This window comes from Campylobacter sp. 2018MI10, assembly GCF_018501175.1.
Taxonomy (GTDB): domain Bacteria; phylum Campylobacterota; class Campylobacteria; order Campylobacterales; family Campylobacteraceae; genus Campylobacter_E.
On record NZ_JAHCZD010000001.1, the window covers coordinates 182707 to 203630 of the forward strand.

The following is a 20924-nucleotide window of genomic DNA, read 5'->3' on the forward strand; positions in this document are numbered from 1 at the left end:
ATAAATCCAACAAAACCTGAAATTATAAGCGTATTTGGTTCAACTGGTTCAATCGGCGTTAATGCTTTAAAAATAATAAAACAAGCTGATATTAAATTAGAGTGCATTAGTGCTTATAAAAACTATGAATTATTAAACGAACAAATAAAAATGTTTAATCCTAAAATAGTCTTAGCAAGTGATGAAATACTAGATAAAGTCAATCATTCTAATAAATACTCAATAAAAGACGCTGCATTTATAATGCAAGATTTAAAAAGTGATGGAATTATCAATGCAATAGTAGGATTTGCAGGGCTTAAAATATCTTTACAAACTCAAGAATTAGATAAAAAACTCTTTTTAGCAAATAAAGAAAGCTTGGTTGTGGCTGGAAAATTTCTTGATACTTTTAATATCTCTCCTATTGATAGCGAGCATAGTGCATTAGCAGCACTTTTAAGGGGTATTAAACACCCTAAAAAGCTCACAATTACTGCTAGTGGTGGGGCATTTTTTAAATACAATGAAGTTGCAAATCTAAAAGCAAATGAAGCCTTAAAACACCCTAATTGGGATATGGGAGCAAAAATCACAATAGATAGTGCAACAATGACAAATAAGCTTTATGAATTAATAGAAGCAAAACATTTATATCCTAATTTAGAATTAGACGCAATCATAGAGCCAAGCTCAAGTATTCACGCATTTTGTGAAAGTATTAATGGCTCAATGAGTGCTTATTTTAGCGTGCCTGATATGAAGCTTAGCATTGCAAATGCACTCTTAGGTGAGAGTGATTTTGCTGCTTGTGAATATTTTGATATTTTAAAACTTGCTAAATTAGAATTCTTTGAGATAAATCCTAATAAATACCCTATTTTTAGGCTAAAAGATGAGCTATTAAATAATCCTGATTTAGGTGTTATTATCAATGCTGCTAATGAAGAATTTGTATATAAATATTTAAAAGATGAATGTAAATTCTATGATATTAGTGACGCAGTATTTAAGGCTTTAGATAAATTTGCTGATAGTAAAATAAATACTATTGATGATGTGTTTAGTGTAGATAAAATGGTAAGAGAGTTTTTGAATGCTTAAGATATTTTTAACATTTTTAAGTCTTAATTTATTTGCTTTAAATTTTACTATAAACACTTTAGGAGAATGTGAAAAAGTTTGTGATAATACCGTTTTGATTTTTGGCGGTATTCAAGGAGATGAGCCAGGTGGTTTTCACGCTGCTAGCTTATTAATCACTGATTATAAAATCACTAAAGGGAAAGTAATTGTGGTGCCAAATCTTGCATTTGATTCAATAATTGCTAGAAGTCGTGGAGAATTTGGAGATTTAAATCGCAAATTTGCTGAACTTAGCGAAGATGACCCTGATTATTACACAGTTGAATTAATAAAAAAAATAATAACTTTACCTGAAGTAAAACTCATAATAAATCTTCACGATGGTAGTGGATATTATTCTCCAAATTATATAAATAAGGATAAAAATCCTAAAAAATGGGGAAATTCTTGCATAATTGACCAAGAGCAAATTGACGCAAAATACGGGAATTTAAACGAAATTGCAAGTAAGGCTTGTGAAAGTATAAATAATAATTTATTACACAAATTACATAGCTATCATTTAAAAAACACAAACACAGCAAATGGCGATGAAGAAATGCTAAAAAGCCTAACTTATTATGCAATTACTCAAGGCAAAGCCGCCTATGCAAACGAAGCTAGCAAAAATCTATTAACCCACGAAAGAGCATATTATCATTTACTAGCAATTGAGAGCTATTTAAAGGCTGCTGGAGTTGAATTTGAGCGAGAATTTGAATTAAATCCTAATGCAGTAAGAGAAGTTATTGAAAAACCGATTTTAATTAAAATTGAAAATCGCTTTTTATTAAGCCTTCAAAAACCAAGAGAAAAAATAAGATTTATTCCAATAAAATTGCCATTTACTTATAAAGCTAGCAATGAATTAACTGCGATTTTTAAAAACAATCAAGATAATGGCTTTAGTATTCAATACGGCAATCGCTTTCAAACTAATTTGTATTTAGAAAAAAATGTTGAATATAGCGATATTATTGATAAGTTAAATTTAATTGTTGATGATAAAGAAATCACAACTAATTTCGCAAAAATGATTGAAGTAAAAAATTATTTTTTAGTTAAAAAACACGATAAAGTAAGGATAAATGTCATAGGCTATAACGCAAAAGATAGTGAAGATAGTATAAAACTAAGCCTTAAAAATATGCAAAAACAATACTCAATTGATAAAGCAGGTAAGATTTATAGGGTTGAAGCTTACGAAGATAATAAATTTATAGGTGAAATTTTAATTAGATTTGAATGATGAAAAATATTATTTTAATTATTTGTGTTGTAATTTTTACTTCTTGCAGTAAAAATTATTTTGCTCTTCCATCTCAAGACTTAAATAATTATGAGAGCAATGAGTTTTATATCAATAAAGAAGTATCGCAAAAATTAAAAGAAAATTATTTAAAAAACCTATTTTATGTGTGGGGAATTGATAAAACAAATATCAATATGAAAAATATTGCAAATGATATTTTAAAAGACACAGGTTATGGAGAAAATTATCAATTAAATTCTCAAAAATTAATGCAAAATATAGTAGATAATGCTGATTTTGATAATTTAAACAAAATTTCAAAAAATGCAATCATTATTCATTCAAGTAATTTAAGATTATTACCTACTAAAAAACCAAGATTTAAAAATCCTAAATTAGCAGGCGAAGGCTATCCGTTTGATTATTTGCAAAACTCATTTATCTACGCATATACTCCTGTTAAAATCTCTCATTTTAGCAAGGATTTTGGCTGGAGTTTTATTTATAATAGCGTGGTAGTTGGCTTTATAGAAAATAAAAATATTGCATTTATTAGCGATGAAGATTTAAATATTTATAAATCATCAAAAGACTTCATAATGCCTAAAAAAGATAAAATTGCATTAATAGATAAAAATGACGACTTCATAGAATACGCAAGAATTGGAATGCCTTTGGCATTAAGTAAAGAAAGTGCTAATTTTTATACTATAAGAGTTTTTAAAAAGGATTTAAACAATAACGCAAAACTTATTGAAATAAAGGTTAAAAAAGAAGATTTTTTCAAACTTGGAGATAGTTTTTCTAGCGTTGATTTAAAAAAAATCGCAAATGAATTAATAGGACAAAACTATGGCTGGGGCGGATTAAACGGCGATAGAGATTGCTCTGCTTTTTTAAAAGATGTCTTTGGCACATTTGGAGTTTTTCTAGCTAGAAATTCGCAAGATCAAATCTATCAAAAAGATTATTTAAATAGAAAAATATTTTTTAATATCTCAAAACTTAGCAATAAACAAAAATATAATTATATTAAAAGCAATGCAATACCTTTTGCAACCTTGCTAGCTCTAAAAGGTCATATAGTTTTATATTTAGGAGAATTTGATAACAAAATCTATATATTGCATAATTTATGGGGGATTAAAAATTATGAGCGTGGAGTTGAGAGTAGAATTATCGTTGGAAAAGTAGCAATAACCACAATAGATGCAGGCAAAAATCTCTCAAGTGTAAAAGAACAAGATGTAATATTAAGTAGGATTTTTGGTATGAGAAATCTATTTGCTGATGAATTGCAGTTTGAAATTCCTAATTTAAATTCTAATAAGGACTAATTATGGCTATATTACTTGGTATTTTATATTTTTTATTGGTATTTTTCGCTAATGCAAATATGCTTTTAAGAACTATTAAAAATAATACTTTTAATAAATTTAGAAAAATAATTGTGGCTTTTTATAGTATTATTTTTGCGTTTGAACTAAGCCTAATTACTCAAGAAAACTTAATTAAAGAGCTTTTATATTATTCTTTTATAATTTTAATTGCTTCAACTATTGTGTTTTTTATAATTATGAGTTTTTATTATATCAAGACAAAAATCGTCTATGAAGAACATTTTGCAAAAGCAATTGATATATGGGAGATATTCAATTTTTTTCCTATATTTTTTATACTTATTTATTATTTAAAAGATATAAATATTTTAAATTATGAGTATATATTTATTTTCATAGCTTTTGTATTTTTTTATAAGGTATCAAAAAACGCAATAAAAGTCCCTAAAATAAAAGAAATAAATCTAAACGAAGATAAACTAAAAAAAGATTTAAAAATCGCAATGATAGCTGATATTCATCTAAAAAAGAATTTAAATGATGAGTTTTTTATAAATATAATTAATAAAATTAATTCTTTAAATCCTGATTTAGTAGTAATCGTAGGAGATTTAGTAGATACAGGTATTAATAATGTCAAAAACCTTAATTATCTAAATGAACTAAAATCAACCTATGGCACATTTTATGTCTTAGGAAATCACGAATATTATCACGGAGTAGGCAGTATCGCTAAGGAATTAAAAAAATATAAATTGCATTTTTTAGATAATAAAAGCATAGAATTTGATGATTTTGTAATATCAGGTGTAAATGATTTGATGGGGCTAAAGCTTAAGACTTTTGAGCCTGATATTAGCAAATTAAAGCCTAAATTAGATAAGTTTAATATCTTACTAACCCATCAGCCAAAATTTGTTAAAAAATACGATGTTAGCCCTTATGATTTAATCCTAGCTGGACATACTCACGCAGGACAAATCTTTCCTTTTAGCCTAGCTGTTAAACTTGAGCAAGGATATTTAAAAGGCTTATATAATATAAAAAATAGCAAAATGTATGTAACAAGTGGAGCGGGATTTTGGGGCATAGTAGCTAGGTTTAATGCAAGTAGCGAAATAGTCTTAATTAATGTAAAATCTAAATAATTTACTTAATAGAAATTACTAATTAATAAAATATATCTTTATTTAAAACAAGGAGTATTTTATGAAAAAAATTTTTTTATGTTTATGCTTAGGTGCATTTAGTTTATTTGCTAAAGATTTAAGTCCTCAAGAATTAAACGATATGAAAAAAGAACTAAATGAAAGTATGATGAAAATGCACTCTAAAATGCAAGTAGGTATGAATGAAAACGACCCTGATATAGCATTTGTAGCAGGTATGCTACCTCATCACATTGGTGCTGTTGATATGGCTAAAATCGTTTTAAAATATGGAGAAGATGAAAATATCAAAAAATTAGCTAATGATATTATAAAAGCTCAAGAAATTGAAATTAAATTTATGCAAGAATATTTAGAGAAAAAAGGCTATAAATATCCAGAAGCAATCAATCATCATCAACATTAATAATTTATGCAAGGTAATTTTCCTTGCATAAAACTTCATTTGCCAAATTAAGACAATATCATATTTTTTAGGAGTATAGATGAAAGAAAAATTTTTTATTTTAATATTGGCATTTTTAAGTGCTATTGCCCCACTTGCAACCGATATGTATTTACCTGCATTAAGCTTAGTTCAGCATAGTTTTAATACAAGTGAGTTTTATACTCAATTAAGCATTGCTAGTTTTTTTATAGCCTTTGCATTAGGACAATTATTATATGGACCAATTAGTGATATTTATGGTAGAAAAATCCCATTAATTATAGGACTTTTCATATTTATAATATCTAGCTTTTTATGTTTTTTAGTTGATAATATTTATACTTTTATTGCTTTAAGATTTATGCAAGCACTTGGCGGATGTGCTGGGGTTGTGATTGCAAGAGCTATTGTAAATGATTGTTTTTCTAAGCAAAAAGCAGTGGCTGTATTTTCATTAATGATGATTAGCTCTAGCATAGCTCCTATGATTTCTCCTAGCATTGGTGGGCTTTTGCTTAAATACTTTTCTTGGCAAAGCATTTTTATTACTTTATTTTGTCTTGGAATTTTATTATTATTTTTAAGTATTTTTTATATAAAAGAAAGTAACAAAAATCAAATTCCATTTTCATTTTCAAATATTTATAAAGCATATAAAAGTGTTTTAACTAATAAAAGTTTTTTAATTTATGTAATTAGCTCAAGTTTAATTATGAGCACTTTATTTGCTTATATTAGTGGCTCAAGTTTTGTTTTTACCAATGTTTTTAATATCAGCTTACAAGAATATGGATTAATATTTGGGATAAATTCTTTAGGATTTATGATAACAGCTAGATTAAATGTATATTTTACTTCTAAATTTGGTATATCAAAAGTAATTTTTATAGCTTGTATAACAATGATAATTAATTCATTTTGCTTAATACTTTTATCAAATAATTTTTATACTTTTACTTTATTTTTATTCTTAACTTTATGTATGCTAGGCTTTATAACACCAAATCTAGTTACAAAAGCTATGCAAAAATCTAAAAAATATTCAGGTAGTGCTTCAGCAATACTTGGAGCTATGCAATTTATGTTCGCAGGATTTGCAGCGTTTTTAGTCGGTGCTATGAATGCTAATACGAGTTTTGCACTAGCTTGCATAATAAGCGTTTTTTGCTTACTTGCAAGTCTAGTTTATATTTTAAGATTTAAGTTAATTAGAATTTAAAACTTCTGTTTTAAATTCTAAACTTATTTTTTAGTGATATAAAAGCCTAAAATAGAGCCATTTTGCACTACTTCGCAACTATGACCTAAAGCTTTCATATCAGGTGGAATTCCATTAATACTTTGCGGACAATCGCTAATTATTTCTAATACTTCGCCACTTTTTAACTTGTGAATTACTTCATTAGCAACAATTGCAGGATAAGGACAAGGTTCGCCTAATAAAGAAATAGAATAATCAATTTTCATTTTTTCTCCTTGCATAAAATAATATCAAAGCAATGCTTATTAAAAATAAAGCTATATTAATGCCAAGACCACTATATCCGCTTAATTTGATTTTTTCTCCACTCAAAAACCACTTAGGCAATAAATCATAATTTAAAGCAATTAGCATAGTTCCTATTATATTTCCAATACCAACTACTATAAAATGAGTTTGCCCTTCTACTGCACGATATAAAAATCCACATTCACAACCACCTGCAAACACTATACCAAAGCCAAATATAAATGCTCCAGTGCAAAGCCCAAGAGATATTTCTAAAACCTTAGCGTTGTATCCGCCTTTATTTAATAATGCAAATACAAAAATACTAGCAACTAACATTGATACAAATAAAGCTAAAGAAAAACTATATCTTTTAAATAAAAATAAATCCCTAAAACAAGAAGTAAAGCAAATCTGTCCTTTTTGTATCAACCAGCCAAAAATCACACCAAATATCAATGCTGTAGGAAGATTTTTAGTATCATTACTAGCTAAATATGCAAAGAATACAAAAAAAGCAATTACGCTAAGAAATAAAATAATTTTGTTTTTTTGTTCTAAATTCTTATCTATTTTTAATTGCGGAGTATTTGTTTTAATCATCTCATATCTAGGAGCAAAAATCTTAATTTTTAGCACCAAAATAGCCGCCGCAACCCCAAGACACATAAAAATAGCAAAAACCCAAGTATGTAAAGAAAAATAAGGAAGACCTGTAAAAAAGTTAGCCAAATTGCATCCCCAAGCAAGTCTAGCGCCAAATCCTGCTAATATTCCGCCTACTAATGCTTGAAAAAATCTAGTCTTAGAAGCTATTTTTCTAAAATACACCTTATTAGCAACGCTAGCAGCTAATAAACAACCAATTATAAGTCCAATAATCATAACTCCATCAACACGAGTTAGCATAGTTCCGTTTAGATTTTGCTTTTGATAATATGAATACGAACTTAAATCCATTCCAAAAAGCTCAAGAATTTCCCCACCGATACGAGTAAATTCACCTGTTACTGCAAAAACACCACCAAAAATAGCAAAATATAAAGTTGCCATTATGCTTAAAACCATAACCGCTTTAGTATTGCTATAGAATTTGCTTAGGTAGTTTTGATGAAAGTGTGCAAGTTCTGCACCAAAATTTGAAGTTTTCATAAAAATCCTTTGTATAGCTAAAACTTAGCCAAAATTAAAAGGCTGATTATAAATTAGCATTCTTAAAGATTTCTTTAAATTATTTATCTCAAAATCAAGTTAATTTATTTGAATAAAATTATTTAATATAAACACATATTTATTAATAATTTTTGTAACAAAATTAAAAGAATTTGAAAATAAAATTGCAAATATTATTTATCAAAAAAAGATATATTTAACCCGTTTTTATTTTAGCTAGGAGCTTAGATGGATTTTGAAGTTATAAAAGAGTTTTATCCACTTTACATAGACGCATTAATCCTTACTATAAAACTTGCATTTTATGGCATAGTTTTATCATTTTTAATAGGGCTATTTTGTATGTGGGTTGAACTACATAAACTAAGGTTTTTAAAACTAATTTGTAATGCTTATATAGAGCTTTCAAGAAATACCCCGCTTTTAATTCATTTGTTTTTCTTATATTATGCAATGCCAAAGCTTGGAATTAAACTTGAAGCCTTTACTTGTGGAGTAATTGGACTTGCATTTTTAGGTGGTGGATATATGGCTGAGAGTTTAAAATCAGGCTTAAATGCTATTAATAAGCACCAAATAGAAGCAGGATATGCTCTAGCGTTAAGCAAAAATCAAGTTTTATACTACATATTATTGCCATTATCACTTAGAGTTTCTATAGCTAGTATTAATGCAAATATAATATTTTTGTTAAAAGAAACATCAGTAGTAAGTGTAATAGCTCTAGCTGATTTAGTCTATACAGCAAAAGATATAATAGGACTTTATTATGTAACTAATGAAGCTTTATTTATGCTTTGTGTTGCTTATTTTATAATGATTTTACCGCTTTCATTATTTTTAACTTGGTTTGAAGCAAGGATTAGAAAATGAGTGAAATATTATTTGATTTATCAATTTATTCAAGGCTTTATGAAGGCTTAAAAGTTACTTTATTTATATCTTTTGTATCTATATTTTTCTCAATTATAGGTGGGCTTGTTTTAGGCGTTTTTATGAGTTTAGGAAATAAAATTATTTTTTATATTCTAAAAATAATTCTTGAAATTATAAGATTTATGCCTATTATCGTTTGGCTATTTTTAATATATTTTGGAATGTCAAGTTGGCTTAGTATAGATGCTATTAGTGCTACTATTATTGTATTTGTGATTTGGGGTATGTTTGAGATGATGGATTTAGTAAGGGGTGCAATAACAAGTATTCCTAAACACCAATTTGAAAGCTCAATCGCACTTGCACTTAGCAAATACCAAATGTATAGATATATTATTTTGCCACTTGCATTAAAAAGATTAATTCCTAATGTAATAAATCTTTTAAGCCGTATGATTAAGACTACTTCAGTAGCTTATTTAATAGGTGTTGTAGATATTTTAGCAATAGGTAATCAATTAAAAGAAGTTACATTATTTATTAGCAATCTAGCACCTTTATATATTTATACAATTATATTTTTTATATATTTTATAATTTGTTATCCCTTATCAAAAATATCAAAAATACTAGAAAAAAGGTGGAGTTAATGAGTATTTTAAAACTTGAAAATATTAATAAATTTTACGGCAATAACCACGCTTTAAAGGATATTTCTTTTGAAGTTAATAAAGGCGAAGTTGTTGTTTTAGTAGGGCCTAGTGGCTGTGGAAAAAGCACAACTTTAAGGTGTATTAACGGACTTGAAAATATAGCTAGTGGAAATATTTATATAAAAAATGAAATAATTACTAAAGATTATAAAAACTGGCAAGAGATTAGAAAATATGTTGGAATGGTGTTTCAAAGCTATGAATTGTTTGACCATTTAAATGTACTTGAAAATATCTTATTAGCTCCTATGAAAGTTCAAAAGCGTAAAAAAGATGAAGTTTTAAAACAAGCCCTAGATTTATTGCAAAAAGTTGGTTTAGAACACAAACAAAACGCCTATCCAAAAGAGCTAAGTGGTGGTCAAAAACAAAGAATTGCAATAGTTAGAGCTTTATGTATGAATCCTGAAATTATGCTTTTTGATGAAGTTACGGCTGCGCTTGATCCTGAAATAGTAAGAGAAGTTTTAGATGTATTATTAAATCTTGCAAAAGAAGAAAAAACAATGCTAATAGTAACTCACGAAATGGCATTTGCTAGAGCTGTAGCTGATAAAATTATTTTTATGGATAGTGGCAAAATCGTTGAAATTGCAAGTCCTGAAGAGTTTTTTACAAATCCTCAAACTAATAGAGCTAAGCAATTTTTAAATATGTTTGAATTTAAAAAGGATTAAAATTATCTTTTATTAATTTTTTTGCGTTTTAATTACAAGCGATTTTATTTAAAGGAGAAATTATGAAAAAAGTTATTTTATCACTTGTTGCAGGGGCTTTACTAACCTGTTTTGCTAATGCTAGAAATATTGAAGAGATTAAAACTAGCGATAATATTAAAATAGGTGTTTTTGCTGATAAACCACCATTTGGCTTTGTTGATAAAGAAGGCAAATTCCAAGGCTATGATATTTATTTTGCAAAAAGAATTGCTAAAGATTTATTAGGTAGTGAAGATAAATTAACCTTAGTTCCTGTTGAAGCTGCTAGTAGGGTTGAGTTTTTACAATCTGATAAAGTTGATATTATTTTAGCTAATTTTACAAAAACACCTGAAAGAGCAAGAGTTGTTGATTTTGCATTACCTTATATGAAAGTTTCATTAGGCATTGCAAGTCCTAAAAATGCAGAGATTAAAGACATTAAAGAACTAGCTGGAAAAACTCTAATCGTAAATAAAGGCACAACTGCTGATGCGTATTTTACAAAAAATAAAAACGGAGTAAATCTAGCAAAATACGACCAAAATACTGAAACTTTTGGAGCATTATTAGATGGTAGAGGTGCTGCACTAGCACACGATAACACCTTGCTTTTTGCTTGGGTTAAAAACAATCCTGATTTTGTAGTAGGTATTAGTGAATTAGGAGATATTGATGTAATAGCACCTGCTGTTAAAAAAGGTAATAAAGAGCTTTTAGAATGGCTAAATAATGAGATAGTAAAACTAGGCGAAGAGCAATTCTTCCACAAAAATTATGATGAAACTCTAGCACCTGTTTATGGAACTGATATTGATAAAGAAAGCGTTGTTGTAGAAGGCGGCAAACTTTAATAATTTTGAATTAGGATTATTCCTAATTCGCTTTTTATTCTTATTTTAAATTCTATTTAGTTTTAAGAATTTAAAATAAGAAAATCTTTTCAAAAATCAAAATATCTTATAACTTTTGCAATAAAATTTCTAAAATAATCTAAACTTTTATATCAAACAATCTTATATTAGATACTTTATTTTGGCTAAAACTAAAAGCTAGTTTTAAAAACTCATCATAATTTAATTCGCTAATGTTTTTATTTAGATTTTCTAAACCCATTAACTCTCTTATCTTTCTCATAAATTCATCAGCTTGTTTTTCTTCAGCTTTTTTATTACTACTAAAAAATCCACTATTAAGACTATATAAGGTTTTAGTATAATTAGCACTTCCTAAAATAGCACTTCTTTGGCTTAATGGTTTATCATAAGCATTTAATTTGACATAATCTTTCAGCCATCTTGGCATACGCTCAACTTCAGCACTCATAAAGCCATTTTCCCCCCTTGCCATTACTTGCATTCCTAACGCTTTATCAAATGCAAAAAATGTAGCCGAGCTAATTTTTCTATCATAACCACTTAATTTACCTTTATATGTGCTTTCTCCTTCAATTAAAGTTGGGTTTGATTTTAATATACCTATCAAAAGCCCGCCTTTTGATATTTCTCCATTTTCATTTATATAATTTTGTCTTGCTTCGTCATAATCACCAAAATATCCACTAAATCTAGGGTCTTGCTTGATATTATCAGGTGGAAAAATATTTGTGTTTGGTAAGGTTTTATCATCATTGTCAAAAGAATAAAATAAGGGATGATGAGTTTGGTAAAGTTCATTTTGAAAAGTCATTCCGTGATTATTCTCATAATCATCAGGTGAATGTAAAATTTTATTGATTTTGATTTCATCACTTCTTGCTTGAATATAACCTTGTGGAAATTGCTTTATATCTTCGGTGTTAAAAAAATCTTTAGAGTTTAAAAAATCTTCACTTACAACTTGGCTTAAGACTTTATAAGCATTACCAACGCTTTTTGCTATATCAATTTCATAAAATGGTCTATGTGCCAAATATGATTTTTCGTTATTTTCTACTAGATTTTTCAAAGTATCGCTGTGGATTTTATAATTATCCGGAATACCTGCGGCTTTATTAAAATCACTTGTAAAAAAGCCATCTTTATCAACTCCGTATCCTAATACTTCACCTACCTTTTTATCATCTGCTTTATTGTCTACTTTTTTAATCTCGTTATTTGTTTCTTTTTTGCTTATATTAGTTATTTGATATGTTGAATAAGAATTTATTTTCATAATTATTCCTTTATTTTAAATTCTTTTATCATATAAATTCTTGCTATCTTTATATGCCATTACAATAGCTAATAAATCTCTTTCATCTTTTACTTTGCGTGGGTCAATCTTACTTAAAATCTCTTCCATATTTTCACGAGTGCTAGTGCCTTTTACTTCTATGGCTTCAAAATCATCTTTTTTATTATCAAGTATTGTATGATTTTCTTTTATAGCTTTTAATCTTTTGCACTCACTTATAAAATCTTTAACGCTAATATTTTTATCACATAATAATTTTAAAATATCACTATCATTAATATTATTAAGACTTTCATCAATGTATTCATTATTAATCTTAAAATCTTTTAAAAACTCTCTTAGTTCTTTTTTGTCTTCAGGGTTAAAAAAATCACTAAAAGCTCTTTGATAAATATTACTTACTTTGTATTCTTGTATTACTCTTAATTTTAAATTAAGCTTGGTTTTGAGATTGCCTAAATTAGTCCCATCATCAACAAAAGTTTCATCAAAATCGCTAAAAGCTGAATTATAAATTAAATTAGACATTTGATTTATGTTATATTTTAAATCTTTTAAAGCTTCACTATAATCACTATTTAAATTCTTTAAAGCTTCTTTGATTGTATAAGCTTTCTTTGGCAAATAATCATCTCTTATAAATGTATTATTTAAATCATTTAATAAGTTTTCATCTAAATTAAGATTTTTGATATATTGCTCTCTTACACTATCAATTGTGCTTTGATTACGCTCTTTTACATTGTAATTAATTATTGCTTCACGCTTTAAAATATTATAAAAGTGATTATAGTTTGATATTTGCATTTTAAACCCCCGTTATTTTTCTATATCGGTAGGTTTAAAAAAATATTAATGGTTATTAAATTCTTATAAAAATTTATATAAAATTTATATATAAACTTATTGATAATAACAAACCAAAATTAGGCAATAATATTTAAACCTTAATTTATTATTAAATTTTAACATTAATTATACAATCAAAAAATATACTCATTAAAATCTAAATTAAAAAGGTTTTATATGAATAGAAGAGTATTTATTACAACCACATTAGCTTCATCAAGTTATGCTTTTAGCCTAAAAAATAATGGAATAGATAAAAAAGATAAAAGATATATAGGAGATAGCAAAAAACGCTATGCAATGCTAATTGACCTTAGAAAATGTATCGGCTGTCAAGCTTGCACTGCTGCTTGTATCAATGAAAATCAAGTCCCCCACGAACAATTTAGAACATTTGTTACTGAATATGAATTAAGCAAAAGCGATGAAGTATTTAAGGCATTTTTGCCAGAACTTTGTAATCATTGCGAAAATCCACCTTGCGTAAGCGTTTGTCCTATAGGAGCAACTTTTAAAAGAGAAGATGGAATAGTATTAGTAGATAATGAAATATGCTGGGGTTGTAGTTACTGCGTAAATGCCTGTCCTTATGATAAAAGATTTATTAATAAAAATACAAAAGTAGCTGATAAATGCACTTTTTGTGTGCATTTAATAGATAATAATGAATTACCAGCTTGTGTTCAAACCTGCGTTGGTAGGGCTAGAATTTTTGGCGATTTAAATGATAGTTCAAGTGAAATTTCACAAATATTAAAAGATTATCCAACAAGTGTTTTAAAGCAAAATTTTGGGACTAAACCACAAGTTTTTTATATTAATTTAGACAATGAATTAAATGAAATCAATCCTAATCATAAAATGTTTCAAGATATTTCAAAAGAATTTGATTTGGCTTTAGAAGAAGAATGGAGAATAAAATGAGTGCTGTAGTTTTAGAAGGTTTTAGCGTTCAGCGAACTTGGGCTTTAGATGTTGTGAATGATTTTTTCATAGCAGGAGCTAGTTTTGGAGCGTTTTTATGTGCTAGTTTATATTTAGTATTTGGATTGAAAAACTACAAAAATATTGCCCTATTTTCAATGATAATTTCTTTTGTTTGTTTATGTGCAATTCCTTTTAATTTAATTGATGATTTAAAACAACCTAGCAGAGTTTTTGAAATCTTTTTAAATGGCTGGGGTAATCTATCAACTTCAGCTATGAAAATAGGAATTATATTACTTATAACCTACCCTATTTTACTAATACTATTAGCATATAAGCATATTAACAATAAAAATACTAAAAAATTAGGAATAATCATACTTATTGTATCTTTTTGCATTCCTTTATACACTGGATATATTTTAGGAACAAGTGTTGGAGTTAGTTTTTGGAATACACCTGTTTTACCACTTTTATTTGCTGCAAATGGCGGTGTAGGCGGTGTTGGAATATGTGCTTTAGTCTTATTTGTATATTCAAAAATCATAAATTATAAAATCAATCTTTTTATCTTTATAAGACTTGCTAGTGCTTTAATAGTATGTGATTTATTATTAAGATTATTTTGGTTTAGCTTTATGCTTGGTTTTAATAAAGAAATTAAAGAGCTATATCAATATGTATTTATGGCTAGATTTTATGAGATTTTCATACTTGAGTTTTGCTTAATTTTTATTATTTTAATAAATCTTTTTACAAGATTAAAAAACAATCAATTCTTTTTATTACTTGCATTTTTATCTATGATAATTTATAGCTTTAGCTTTAAATTTAATGTAGTTTTTGCAGGAAATTCTATGCCAAAAATTATGAGTGGATTTTTAACATACACACCAAAAATCTTAGGTAGTGATAGTTTAGGTTCTGTATTTGGCAATTGGCTAATTTGCATAAGTTTGTTTTGTCTTTTAGTAAGCATATTAGAAAAACAAATAAAAGGAGAATTAAGTGAGTAGAAGAAAGTTTTTAATAGCATCAGGGATAACAGGCATAGCAGGGGCTTATTTTTACAATGAAACAATACAAAAAATCATAAAACCACAAACAAAAACAAACGATAGCATATATGCAAATAGCCTAAATCCAAAAATCGGCAAGTATTATTCAAGTGTTTGTAATGGTTGCGTTACTCATTGTGGTGTTAGGGTAAAAGTATTAGATAATAAGGTTTTAAAAGTTATTGGCAATCCATATAGTTTATTATCAAGCGACCCTTGGCTTAATATGAATACTAGTATAAAAGATAGTTATTTACTCACAAATCAAGGCAAAATCCATTCAAGTGTTTGTGCTAGGGGTAATTTAGTATTTGATAAATTAAATGATAAAGCAAGGGTAACTAAAATACTAAAAAGAGTTGGAAAAAGGGGAGAAAATAAATGGCAAAGTATTGAGCCTGATAAATTTTTAGATGAGATAGTAAATGGCGGAGATTTGTTTAATGAAGGCTATGTAAAAGGATTTAAAGAAGTTTATAATCATACTGATTTAATAGATGAAAATGCTCCTGAATTTGGAAAGAAAGCAAATGGATTATGTATAATCGCAACAGGCGATGAAGGAAGAAAGAATTTCTTTCAAGAAAGATTTCAAAAATCATTCGGAACTATCAATTTTCACGGACACACAGCAACTTGCGGTCTTTCTATGAGAGCTGGAATGGCTGCTTTTTTAAATGATTTTGATAAATACCCACACTTAAAACCTGATTTTGATAATTGCGAGTTTTTGATTAATTTCGCAAGTGCTCCTGCTCAAGCTGGAAATCCTTTCAAAAGACAAGGATTAAAAATAGCAAATAGAAAAAGCAATAATTTAGAATACGCAACAATAACCCCAATACTTACAAATTCTACTTCAAGTGCATCTAGCGTAGGAAAATGGATTGCTATAAAGCCTGGTGGGGATTTGTTTTTAGCATTAGCCTTATTACAAGATGTAATAAATCAAAAAATTTATGATGAAGAATATCTATCTTATACTAATTTAAATGAAAACAATGTAAGTTTTTCTAATGCTGCTTATTTAGTAGTTGAAGATGATTATAAAAACTATAAAAAAGGAGAATTTTTAAGAATTAATAATGAAATTATGGTCATTAACGAGCAAGGATTAATAAGTGCAAAAGATTGTAAAAAAGCTAATATTTATTATGATGGAATAATAACTTTAGATGATGAAGCAATAAAGGTTAAAACAAGTTTTATCAAATTAAAAGAAAGTGTCAATTCAAATTCTTTAGATGATTTGTTGCAAAATAGTGGCGTTAGTAAAAAAGATTATGAATATTTATTAGAAAAAATCAAAAAATATAAAAATAAAGTAGCATTTGACTTGCACGGCGGGACTATGCAAACTAATGGATTTTATACAGCTTATGCTATTTTAGAATTAGTTGGTTTGCTTGGGAATTTAAATAAAATTGGTGGAATGAGTGCTGGTGGGGGTAAATATAATGATTTATCAGGAGAATTTGAATTAGCAAAATATAAAGGCAAAATTAAACCTAGTGGAATTAGGGTTGATAAAACTAAAAAACCTTATGAAGCAACTAGCGAATATAAAAACAAAATCAAAAACAACGAAAACCCTTATCCATCAAAACTACCTTGGTATCCACTAACTAATGCAATTTGCACCGACGCAATCACAAATGCAGCATTAAAATATCCTTACGGAATAGATATATTGCTTTCTTGGAATGCTAATATTGCTTATGCTAGTAATATGAATAATGTTAAAAATTCTTTAAAAGATAGCTCTAAAATACCATTATTCATAGCAATTGACCCATTCATAAACGAAACAAGTATGTTTGCTGATTATATAGTTCCTGATAGCGTTATGTATGAGACTTGGGGTGTTGTTAATCCTTGGGGTGGTGCTTTGAGTAAAGCTAGTCATTTTAGATTTCCTATTTTAAATTCTCCTAATGTTAAGTTTAGTAATAATGAAAGCGTATGTATGGATAGCTTTATAATTGAATTAGGCAAAAAATTAGGCTTAGCAGGATTTGGCAAAAATGCAATTAGCGATAGTGAAGGTAATTTATTTGACCTTGATAAGCCGAGTGATTATTATTTAAGAAGTTTTATAAATGTTGCGCTTGATGGTGGATTTGATTATGAAATAAACGAAGATGAGATAAAGGACTTACCATTCATTCAAGAATTAAAAGAAATTAGCCCAAAACACTATAAAAAAGCTTTATTTTGTATGGCAAGGGGTGGAAAATTTGAAAGCAAAAACAAAGCATATAACAAAAACGCCTTAGCAAAAACATACAAAAAAGAAGTAGCTATTTATAACGAAGATTTAGCACTTACTAAGGATTCTTTAACTGGGAAAAATTATAGTGGAGTTCCTTATTTTGTAAAACAAAGATTTAAAAACAATACCACATTAGATGAGTTAAATCTAAAAGCCTTTTCGTATAAATCAAATATATATTCAAGTTTAGTTGCTGCTAGTTCAAAACTAACTCATTTAAAATATTCAAACTACATTGAATTACACGAAGATACAGCAGCAAAACTAGGTCTTAAAGATAAGGATTTAATCAAAGTTATAAGAGATGATAAAAAAATAATAGGAATATTAAAAACTAGAAAAGGAATTCATAAAGAAGCAGTAGGAATTGAGCATTCTCGTGCTAGGCGTGGCGAAGGTGCTAGTGATTTTTATATTGATGGGAAATTAATTGCTAAAAATATTTCAAAAAGAACAGGCGTTAGTATCTCAAATATAATACCTGATGATACTATTCGTGGAGAAAATGCCTTAATTAGTGATTTTGTCGTAGGCTCTGTAGCAAGACAAGGATTTGGCGTAATTATAGAAAAAATCTCAAGCTTAGGTTAAAGAATTTAAACTGATTAAATTATTTATCCTAAATAAACTATAATCCTTTAAATAAATATTAAAGGATTATTTATGATACACGATATAAGTGCTAGTAAAAATATGCCAATAGCTTGGAAAATTGATGTTAAAAAGCACGAGCTAACAGAAAAAGAGCTAAAAGATTTAAATTATCATTGTGAGAAAAATATTTTTGAGATAAAGACTAATAAAGAGCAAGATTACAATGTATTTTTTAGATTTGATGGTGATAATATAGGTGTAAAAATAAATGAAAAAAATCTAAATAGATTAAAAGAATTTTTTGATAGCGATAATTTCATTGCTAATAATAAAGGCACTATTTTAGATAAAGACGCAGCAAGCTTTGTCGCTGGATGGTTTAGCAATATTGCTTATAGAGAAAATCTCTTAGCAGCTGATATTAATAACGATGGAGAATTAACGGGCAAGGAATTTAAATATACATTTACGGTATTTAGCGAAGCAGCCGAAATAGTAGTAAATGAAAAGACACTTGAAGAAGAAATAATCTCAAGTGCAATCATAGGCACATATTTACCTAGTATGGTAGCTTTACCAGATGGCGAGAGTATGGATATTAGTAAAGCTTTAAATATTAGTTTAAATGATGATAAAAACCTTGATGGAATAATAACATTTGGCGAATATTTAGGAGCTGATGGTAAAAATAAAATTCATAAATATACAGCTGATTGTAAATCAAGTGATGAGCGAATTAAAATTGATAGTGGTAATATTTATAAAATTATGAATATAGATAAATTCAAAGAAAAGGAATTAGAAGAATTAAAAAAATTAGTAGCCTTAGCAAAACTTAAAAATCAAGGTTTAGACGTGCTTAGCGATGATGAAAAGAAACTCTTAAGAGACTTTAGTCTTAATCTTAAAATCAGTGAAAATAAATTAGAAGAATTAGTTACAAACGATAAATTAGATGATTTTATAGATTTTACGAAAGAATTTAAAAAAGATTTAAGCGATACAAAATTAATTGATATTAAGGTTTAATTTTTTATTTTTAATTAATTGTTACTAAAAGTTACAATATATCAAAATATTAAATAAAATAATAATAGTATTAATTAAAATCAAATTATAATAATTCAAATCATTTTTTAATGTATTAACTTAATTTGCATTACGAATGTTAGTGCATATTTTAAAAAGTATTAGTGCTTTAATATTGCTTTTTAAGTGTAAAAAATAGCTATATGATTTTAAAAATGTCTTGATTAATTAGCTAGATCTAATTTAGTCATAATTTTAAAGGATTTTTTATGAGACATTATCTAGGAAACTATTTAAATACGCCTATAGCTTGGCAAGATAAAATTAATTCAAATTCTTTAAATTCCTTTGATTTATACAATATAAAAAATGCAATAAATATAAATAATTTTGAGATTAAGACAAATAAAGAGCAAGATTACAATGTGTTTTTTAAATTTGATGAAAGTAATATCGGAGTAAAACTTAGTGAAAATAATATCAATAGATTAAAAGAATTTTTTGATGAAGATAATTTCATTTTTAATAGTAAAGGCACTATTTTAGATAAAGACGCAGCAAGCTTTGTAGCTGGGTGGTTTAGTGATATTGCTTATAAACGAAAATTCCTTGAAGCTGATGTTGATGGTAATGGGGAGCTAAGCAATAAAGAAGGAAAAAAGACATTAAACTTTATACTTGAAAGGCTTGAATATAGAAGAGATAATAAAGGTGAATATATAATCACTAATTATGTAAAAGGCTATGAAGAGAGTAAATTTTTAGCAGATAATGATGAATACTATGCTGATATTAGCTATGCTTTAAATGCTAGTTTAAATAATGATAAAAATCTTGATGGTATTATTACATTTGGCGAATTTCTAAATGTAGGCGAAAAGGGATATTTTGAAGATAACATAGAAGTATCTAATAATAAAAATAATAATGATTTTATTAGCTTATATAAGATTGCAAATACAGATAAATTAAAAGAGAAAGAATTAGAAGAATTAAAAAAATTAGCAGCCTTAGCAAAACTTAAAAATCAAGGCCTAAAAAGTCTAACAAATGATGAAAAGAAACTCTTAAAAGATTTTAATATTAATTTAAAAATAAGCGAAGATAAATTAGAAGAGTTAATTACAAATGATAAATTAAGTGATTTTATAGATTTTACAAAAGAATTTAAAAAAGATTTAAGCGATACAAAATTAATTGATATTAAGGTTTAATTTTTTATTTTTAATTAATTATTACTAAAAGTTACAATATATCAAAATATTAAATAAAATAATGATAGTATTAATTAAAATCAAACCAATTAATTTTAAAAGTATTAATTTTAAGGAAAACTTATGAAAATAGATATCTCGCAAGTAAAAAATATAGCAATGTCTTGGGCTGATAATGTTAAAACTAAAGAATTAAATACTAAAGATATTAGCAATTTAAAAGATAATATAAATAAAAATAATTTTGAGATTAAGACAAATAAAGAGCAAAATTACAATGTATTTTTTAAATTTGATGAAAGCAATATCGGAGTAAAACTTAGTGACAAGAATATTAATAGATTAAAAGAATTTTTTAATGAAGATAATTTCATTGATACTAGCAAAGGCATTATTTTAGATAAAGATGCAGCAAGTTTTGTCGCTGGGTGGTTTAGTGATGTAGCGTATAAGAGTAATTTTTTAGCAGCCGATAGAAATAACGATGGAGAAGTAGATAAAAAAGAAATTGATTATACTATCTATGCATTTGCTTTATATATAGAGCCAACTAAAGATGGTTCAG

At 27.0% G+C, this 20924-nt stretch carries 20 protein-coding genes; 16 read left to right on the plus strand and 4 right to left on the minus strand.

Annotated elements, in window-relative coordinates:
* Positions 1-24: 24 nt before the first annotated feature.
* The 6 genes from KJR01_RS00930 (at position 25) to KJR01_RS00955 (ending at position 6511) form a co-directional block, all read left to right on the plus strand.
* The gene (locus KJR01_RS00930) at positions 25-1083 is read left to right on the plus strand and encodes a 1-deoxy-D-xylulose-5-phosphate reductoisomerase (RefSeq protein WP_214116014.1); all 1059 of its coding nucleotides are present in this window, start codon (positions 25-27) and stop codon (positions 1081-1083) included.
* Positions 1076-2353, plus strand: a complete 1278-nt coding sequence (locus KJR01_RS00935; RefSeq protein WP_239803375.1) for a M99 family carboxypeptidase catalytic domain-containing protein — start codon at positions 1076-1078, stop codon at positions 2351-2353. The genes KJR01_RS00930 and KJR01_RS00935 overlap by 8 nt, the downstream gene beginning before the upstream one ends.
* Positions 2353-3693 carry an SH3 domain-containing C40 family peptidase gene (locus KJR01_RS00940; protein WP_214115967.1) on the plus strand — a complete coding sequence of 447 codons (1341 nt, stop codon included), beginning with the start codon at positions 2353-2355 and terminating at the stop codon, positions 3691-3693. Before KJR01_RS00935 ends, KJR01_RS00940 begins: the two co-directional genes overlap by 1 nt.
* Positions 3694-3695: 2 nt before the next feature.
* The gene (locus KJR01_RS00945; RefSeq protein ID WP_214115969.1) at positions 3696-4844 is read left to right on the plus strand and encodes a metallophosphoesterase; all 1149 of its coding nucleotides are present in this window, start codon (positions 3696-3698) and stop codon (positions 4842-4844) included.
* A gap of 61 nt (positions 4845-4905) precedes the next feature.
* Positions 4906-5271 (plus strand): CopM family metallochaperone, encoded by a 366-nt coding sequence (copM, locus tag KJR01_RS00950; protein ID WP_214115971.1) that lies wholly within the window; start codon positions 4906-4908, stop codon positions 5269-5271.
* Between the two features lie 79 nt (positions 5272-5350).
* Complete coding sequence (locus KJR01_RS00955) at positions 5351-6511, plus strand: multidrug effflux MFS transporter (protein WP_214115973.1); 1161 nt, start codon at positions 5351-5353, stop codon at positions 6509-6511.
* 23 nt (positions 6512-6534) lie between these two features.
* Here KJR01_RS00955 and yedF read toward each other — a convergent pair whose 3' ends face one another.
* Both yedF and yedE read right to left on the minus strand, forming a co-directional pair.
* Positions 6535-6759 carry a sulfurtransferase-like selenium metabolism protein YedF gene (gene yedF, locus KJR01_RS00960; protein WP_214115976.1) on the minus strand — a complete coding sequence of 75 codons (225 nt, stop codon included), beginning with the start codon at positions 6757-6759 and terminating at the stop codon, positions 6535-6537.
* The gene (gene yedE, locus KJR01_RS00965; RefSeq protein WP_214115978.1) at positions 6749-7933 is read right to left on the minus strand and encodes a selenium metabolism membrane protein YedE/FdhT; all 1185 of its coding nucleotides are present in this window, start codon (positions 7931-7933) and stop codon (positions 6749-6751) included. The genes yedF and yedE overlap by 11 nt, the downstream gene beginning before the upstream one ends.
* A gap of 249 nt (positions 7934-8182) precedes the next feature.
* On the opposite strand from yedE, the gene KJR01_RS00970 reads away from it, so the two are divergent.
* The 4 genes from KJR01_RS00970 to KJR01_RS00985 all read left to right on the plus strand — a co-directional run bounded on the left by KJR01_RS00970 (position 8183) and on the right by KJR01_RS00985 (position 11095).
* Complete coding sequence (locus tag KJR01_RS00970; RefSeq protein ID WP_214115980.1) at positions 8183-8827, plus strand: amino acid ABC transporter permease; 645 nt, start codon at positions 8183-8185, stop codon at positions 8825-8827.
* Positions 8824-9480, plus strand: coding sequence for an ABC transporter permease subunit (locus KJR01_RS00975; protein ID WP_214115982.1), 657 nt, complete (start codon positions 8824-8826; stop codon positions 9478-9480). Before KJR01_RS00970 ends, KJR01_RS00975 begins: the two co-directional genes overlap by 4 nt.
* Positions 9480-10220: an amino acid ABC transporter ATP-binding protein gene (locus KJR01_RS00980; protein ID WP_239803371.1), complete on the plus strand. Its 741-nt coding sequence runs from the start codon at positions 9480-9482 to the stop codon at positions 10218-10220. Before KJR01_RS00975 ends, KJR01_RS00980 begins: the two co-directional genes overlap by 1 nt.
* Positions 10221-10282: 62 nt before the next feature.
* Positions 10283-11095, plus strand: a complete 813-nt coding sequence (locus KJR01_RS00985; RefSeq protein WP_214115984.1) for a cysteine ABC transporter substrate-binding protein — start codon at positions 10283-10285, stop codon at positions 11093-11095.
* Positions 11096-11234: 139 nt separating this feature from the next.
* Here KJR01_RS00985 and KJR01_RS00990 read toward each other — a convergent pair whose 3' ends face one another.
* Together KJR01_RS00990 and KJR01_RS00995 are read right to left on the minus strand one after the other, a co-directional pair.
* On the minus strand, positions 11235-12395 hold the full coding sequence (locus KJR01_RS00990; protein ID WP_214115985.1) for a Cj0814 family flagellar-dependent secreted protein: 1161 nt from the start codon (positions 12393-12395) through the stop codon (positions 11235-11237).
* Between the two features lie 15 nt (positions 12396-12410).
* Positions 12411-13223, minus strand: a complete 813-nt coding sequence (locus tag KJR01_RS00995) for a hypothetical protein (RefSeq protein ID WP_214115987.1) — start codon at positions 13221-13223, stop codon at positions 12411-12413.
* Positions 13224-13442: 219 nt separating this feature from the next.
* On the opposite strand from KJR01_RS00995, the gene dsrO reads away from it, so the two are divergent.
* From dsrO to KJR01_RS01025, 6 genes are all read left to right on the plus strand, one after another.
* Entirely contained in the window at positions 13443-14189 is a 747-nt protein-coding gene (dsrO, locus tag KJR01_RS01000) for a sulfate reduction electron transfer complex DsrMKJOP subunit DsrO (protein WP_214115989.1), read from the plus strand.
* The gene (gene nrfD, locus KJR01_RS01005) at positions 14186-15208 is read left to right on the plus strand and encodes an NrfD/PsrC family molybdoenzyme membrane anchor subunit (RefSeq protein WP_214115992.1); all 1023 of its coding nucleotides are present in this window, start codon (positions 14186-14188) and stop codon (positions 15206-15208) included. Before dsrO ends, nrfD begins: the two co-directional genes overlap by 4 nt.
* Positions 15201-18113, plus strand: coding sequence for a molybdopterin-dependent oxidoreductase (locus KJR01_RS01010; RefSeq protein WP_214115993.1), 2913 nt, complete (start codon positions 15201-15203; stop codon positions 18111-18113). Before nrfD ends, KJR01_RS01010 begins: the two co-directional genes overlap by 8 nt.
* 72 nt (positions 18114-18185) lie before the next feature.
* Positions 18186-19145: a hypothetical protein gene (locus tag KJR01_RS01015; protein WP_214115996.1), complete on the plus strand. Its 960-nt coding sequence runs from the start codon at positions 18186-18188 to the stop codon at positions 19143-19145.
* Positions 19146-19414: 269 nt separating this feature from the next.
* Positions 19415-20359, plus strand: coding sequence for a hypothetical protein (locus KJR01_RS01020; RefSeq protein ID WP_214115998.1), 945 nt, complete (start codon positions 19415-19417; stop codon positions 20357-20359).
* Between the two features lie 123 nt (positions 20360-20482).
* On the plus strand, positions 20483-20924 hold a 442-nt coding region (locus KJR01_RS01025; RefSeq protein WP_214116000.1), incomplete at its 3' end, for a hypothetical protein.

Coding starts and splice junctions, on each gene's coding strand:
- KJR01_RS00935 (WP_239803375.1), top strand. CDS start 1,076: ATGCTTAAGATATTTTTAACATTTTTAAGTCTTAATTTATTTGCTTTA.
- KJR01_RS00940 (WP_214115967.1), top strand. CDS start 2,353: ATGAAAAATATTATTTTAATTATTTGTGTTGTAATTTTTACTTCTTGC.
- KJR01_RS00945 (WP_214115969.1), top strand. CDS start 3,696: ATGGCTATATTACTTGGTATTTTATATTTTTTATTGGTATTTTTCGCT.
- copM (WP_214115971.1), top strand. CDS start 4,906: ATGAAAAAAATTTTTTTATGTTTATGCTTAGGTGCATTTAGTTTATTT.
- KJR01_RS00955 (WP_214115973.1), top strand. CDS start 5,351: ATGAAAGAAAAATTTTTTATTTTAATATTGGCATTTTTAAGTGCTATT.
- yedF (WP_214115976.1), bottom strand. CDS start 6,759: ATGAAAATTGATTATTCTATTTCTTTATTAGGCGAACCTTGTCCTTAT.
- yedE (WP_214115978.1), bottom strand. CDS start 7,933: ATGAAAACTTCAAATTTTGGTGCAGAACTTGCACACTTTCATCAAAAC.
- KJR01_RS00970 (WP_214115980.1), top strand. CDS start 8,183: ATGGATTTTGAAGTTATAAAAGAGTTTTATCCACTTTACATAGACGCA.
- KJR01_RS00975 (WP_214115982.1), top strand. CDS start 8,824: ATGAGTGAAATATTATTTGATTTATCAATTTATTCAAGGCTTTATGAA.
- KJR01_RS00980 (WP_239803371.1), top strand. CDS start 9,480: ATGAGTATTTTAAAACTTGAAAATATTAATAAATTTTACGGCAATAAC.
- KJR01_RS00985 (WP_214115984.1), top strand. CDS start 10,283: ATGAAAAAAGTTATTTTATCACTTGTTGCAGGGGCTTTACTAACCTGT.
- KJR01_RS00990 (WP_214115985.1), bottom strand. CDS start 12,395: ATGAAAATAAATTCTTATTCAACATATCAAATAACTAATATAAGCAAA.
- KJR01_RS00995 (WP_214115987.1), bottom strand. CDS start 13,223: ATGCAAATATCAAACTATAATCACTTTTATAATATTTTAAAGCGTGAA.
- dsrO (WP_214115989.1), top strand. CDS start 13,443: ATGAATAGAAGAGTATTTATTACAACCACATTAGCTTCATCAAGTTAT.
- nrfD (WP_214115992.1), top strand. CDS start 14,186: ATGAGTGCTGTAGTTTTAGAAGGTTTTAGCGTTCAGCGAACTTGGGCT.
- KJR01_RS01015 (WP_214115996.1), top strand. CDS start 18,186: ATGATACACGATATAAGTGCTAGTAAAAATATGCCAATAGCTTGGAAA.
- KJR01_RS01020 (WP_214115998.1), top strand. CDS start 19,415: ATGAGACATTATCTAGGAAACTATTTAAATACGCCTATAGCTTGGCAA.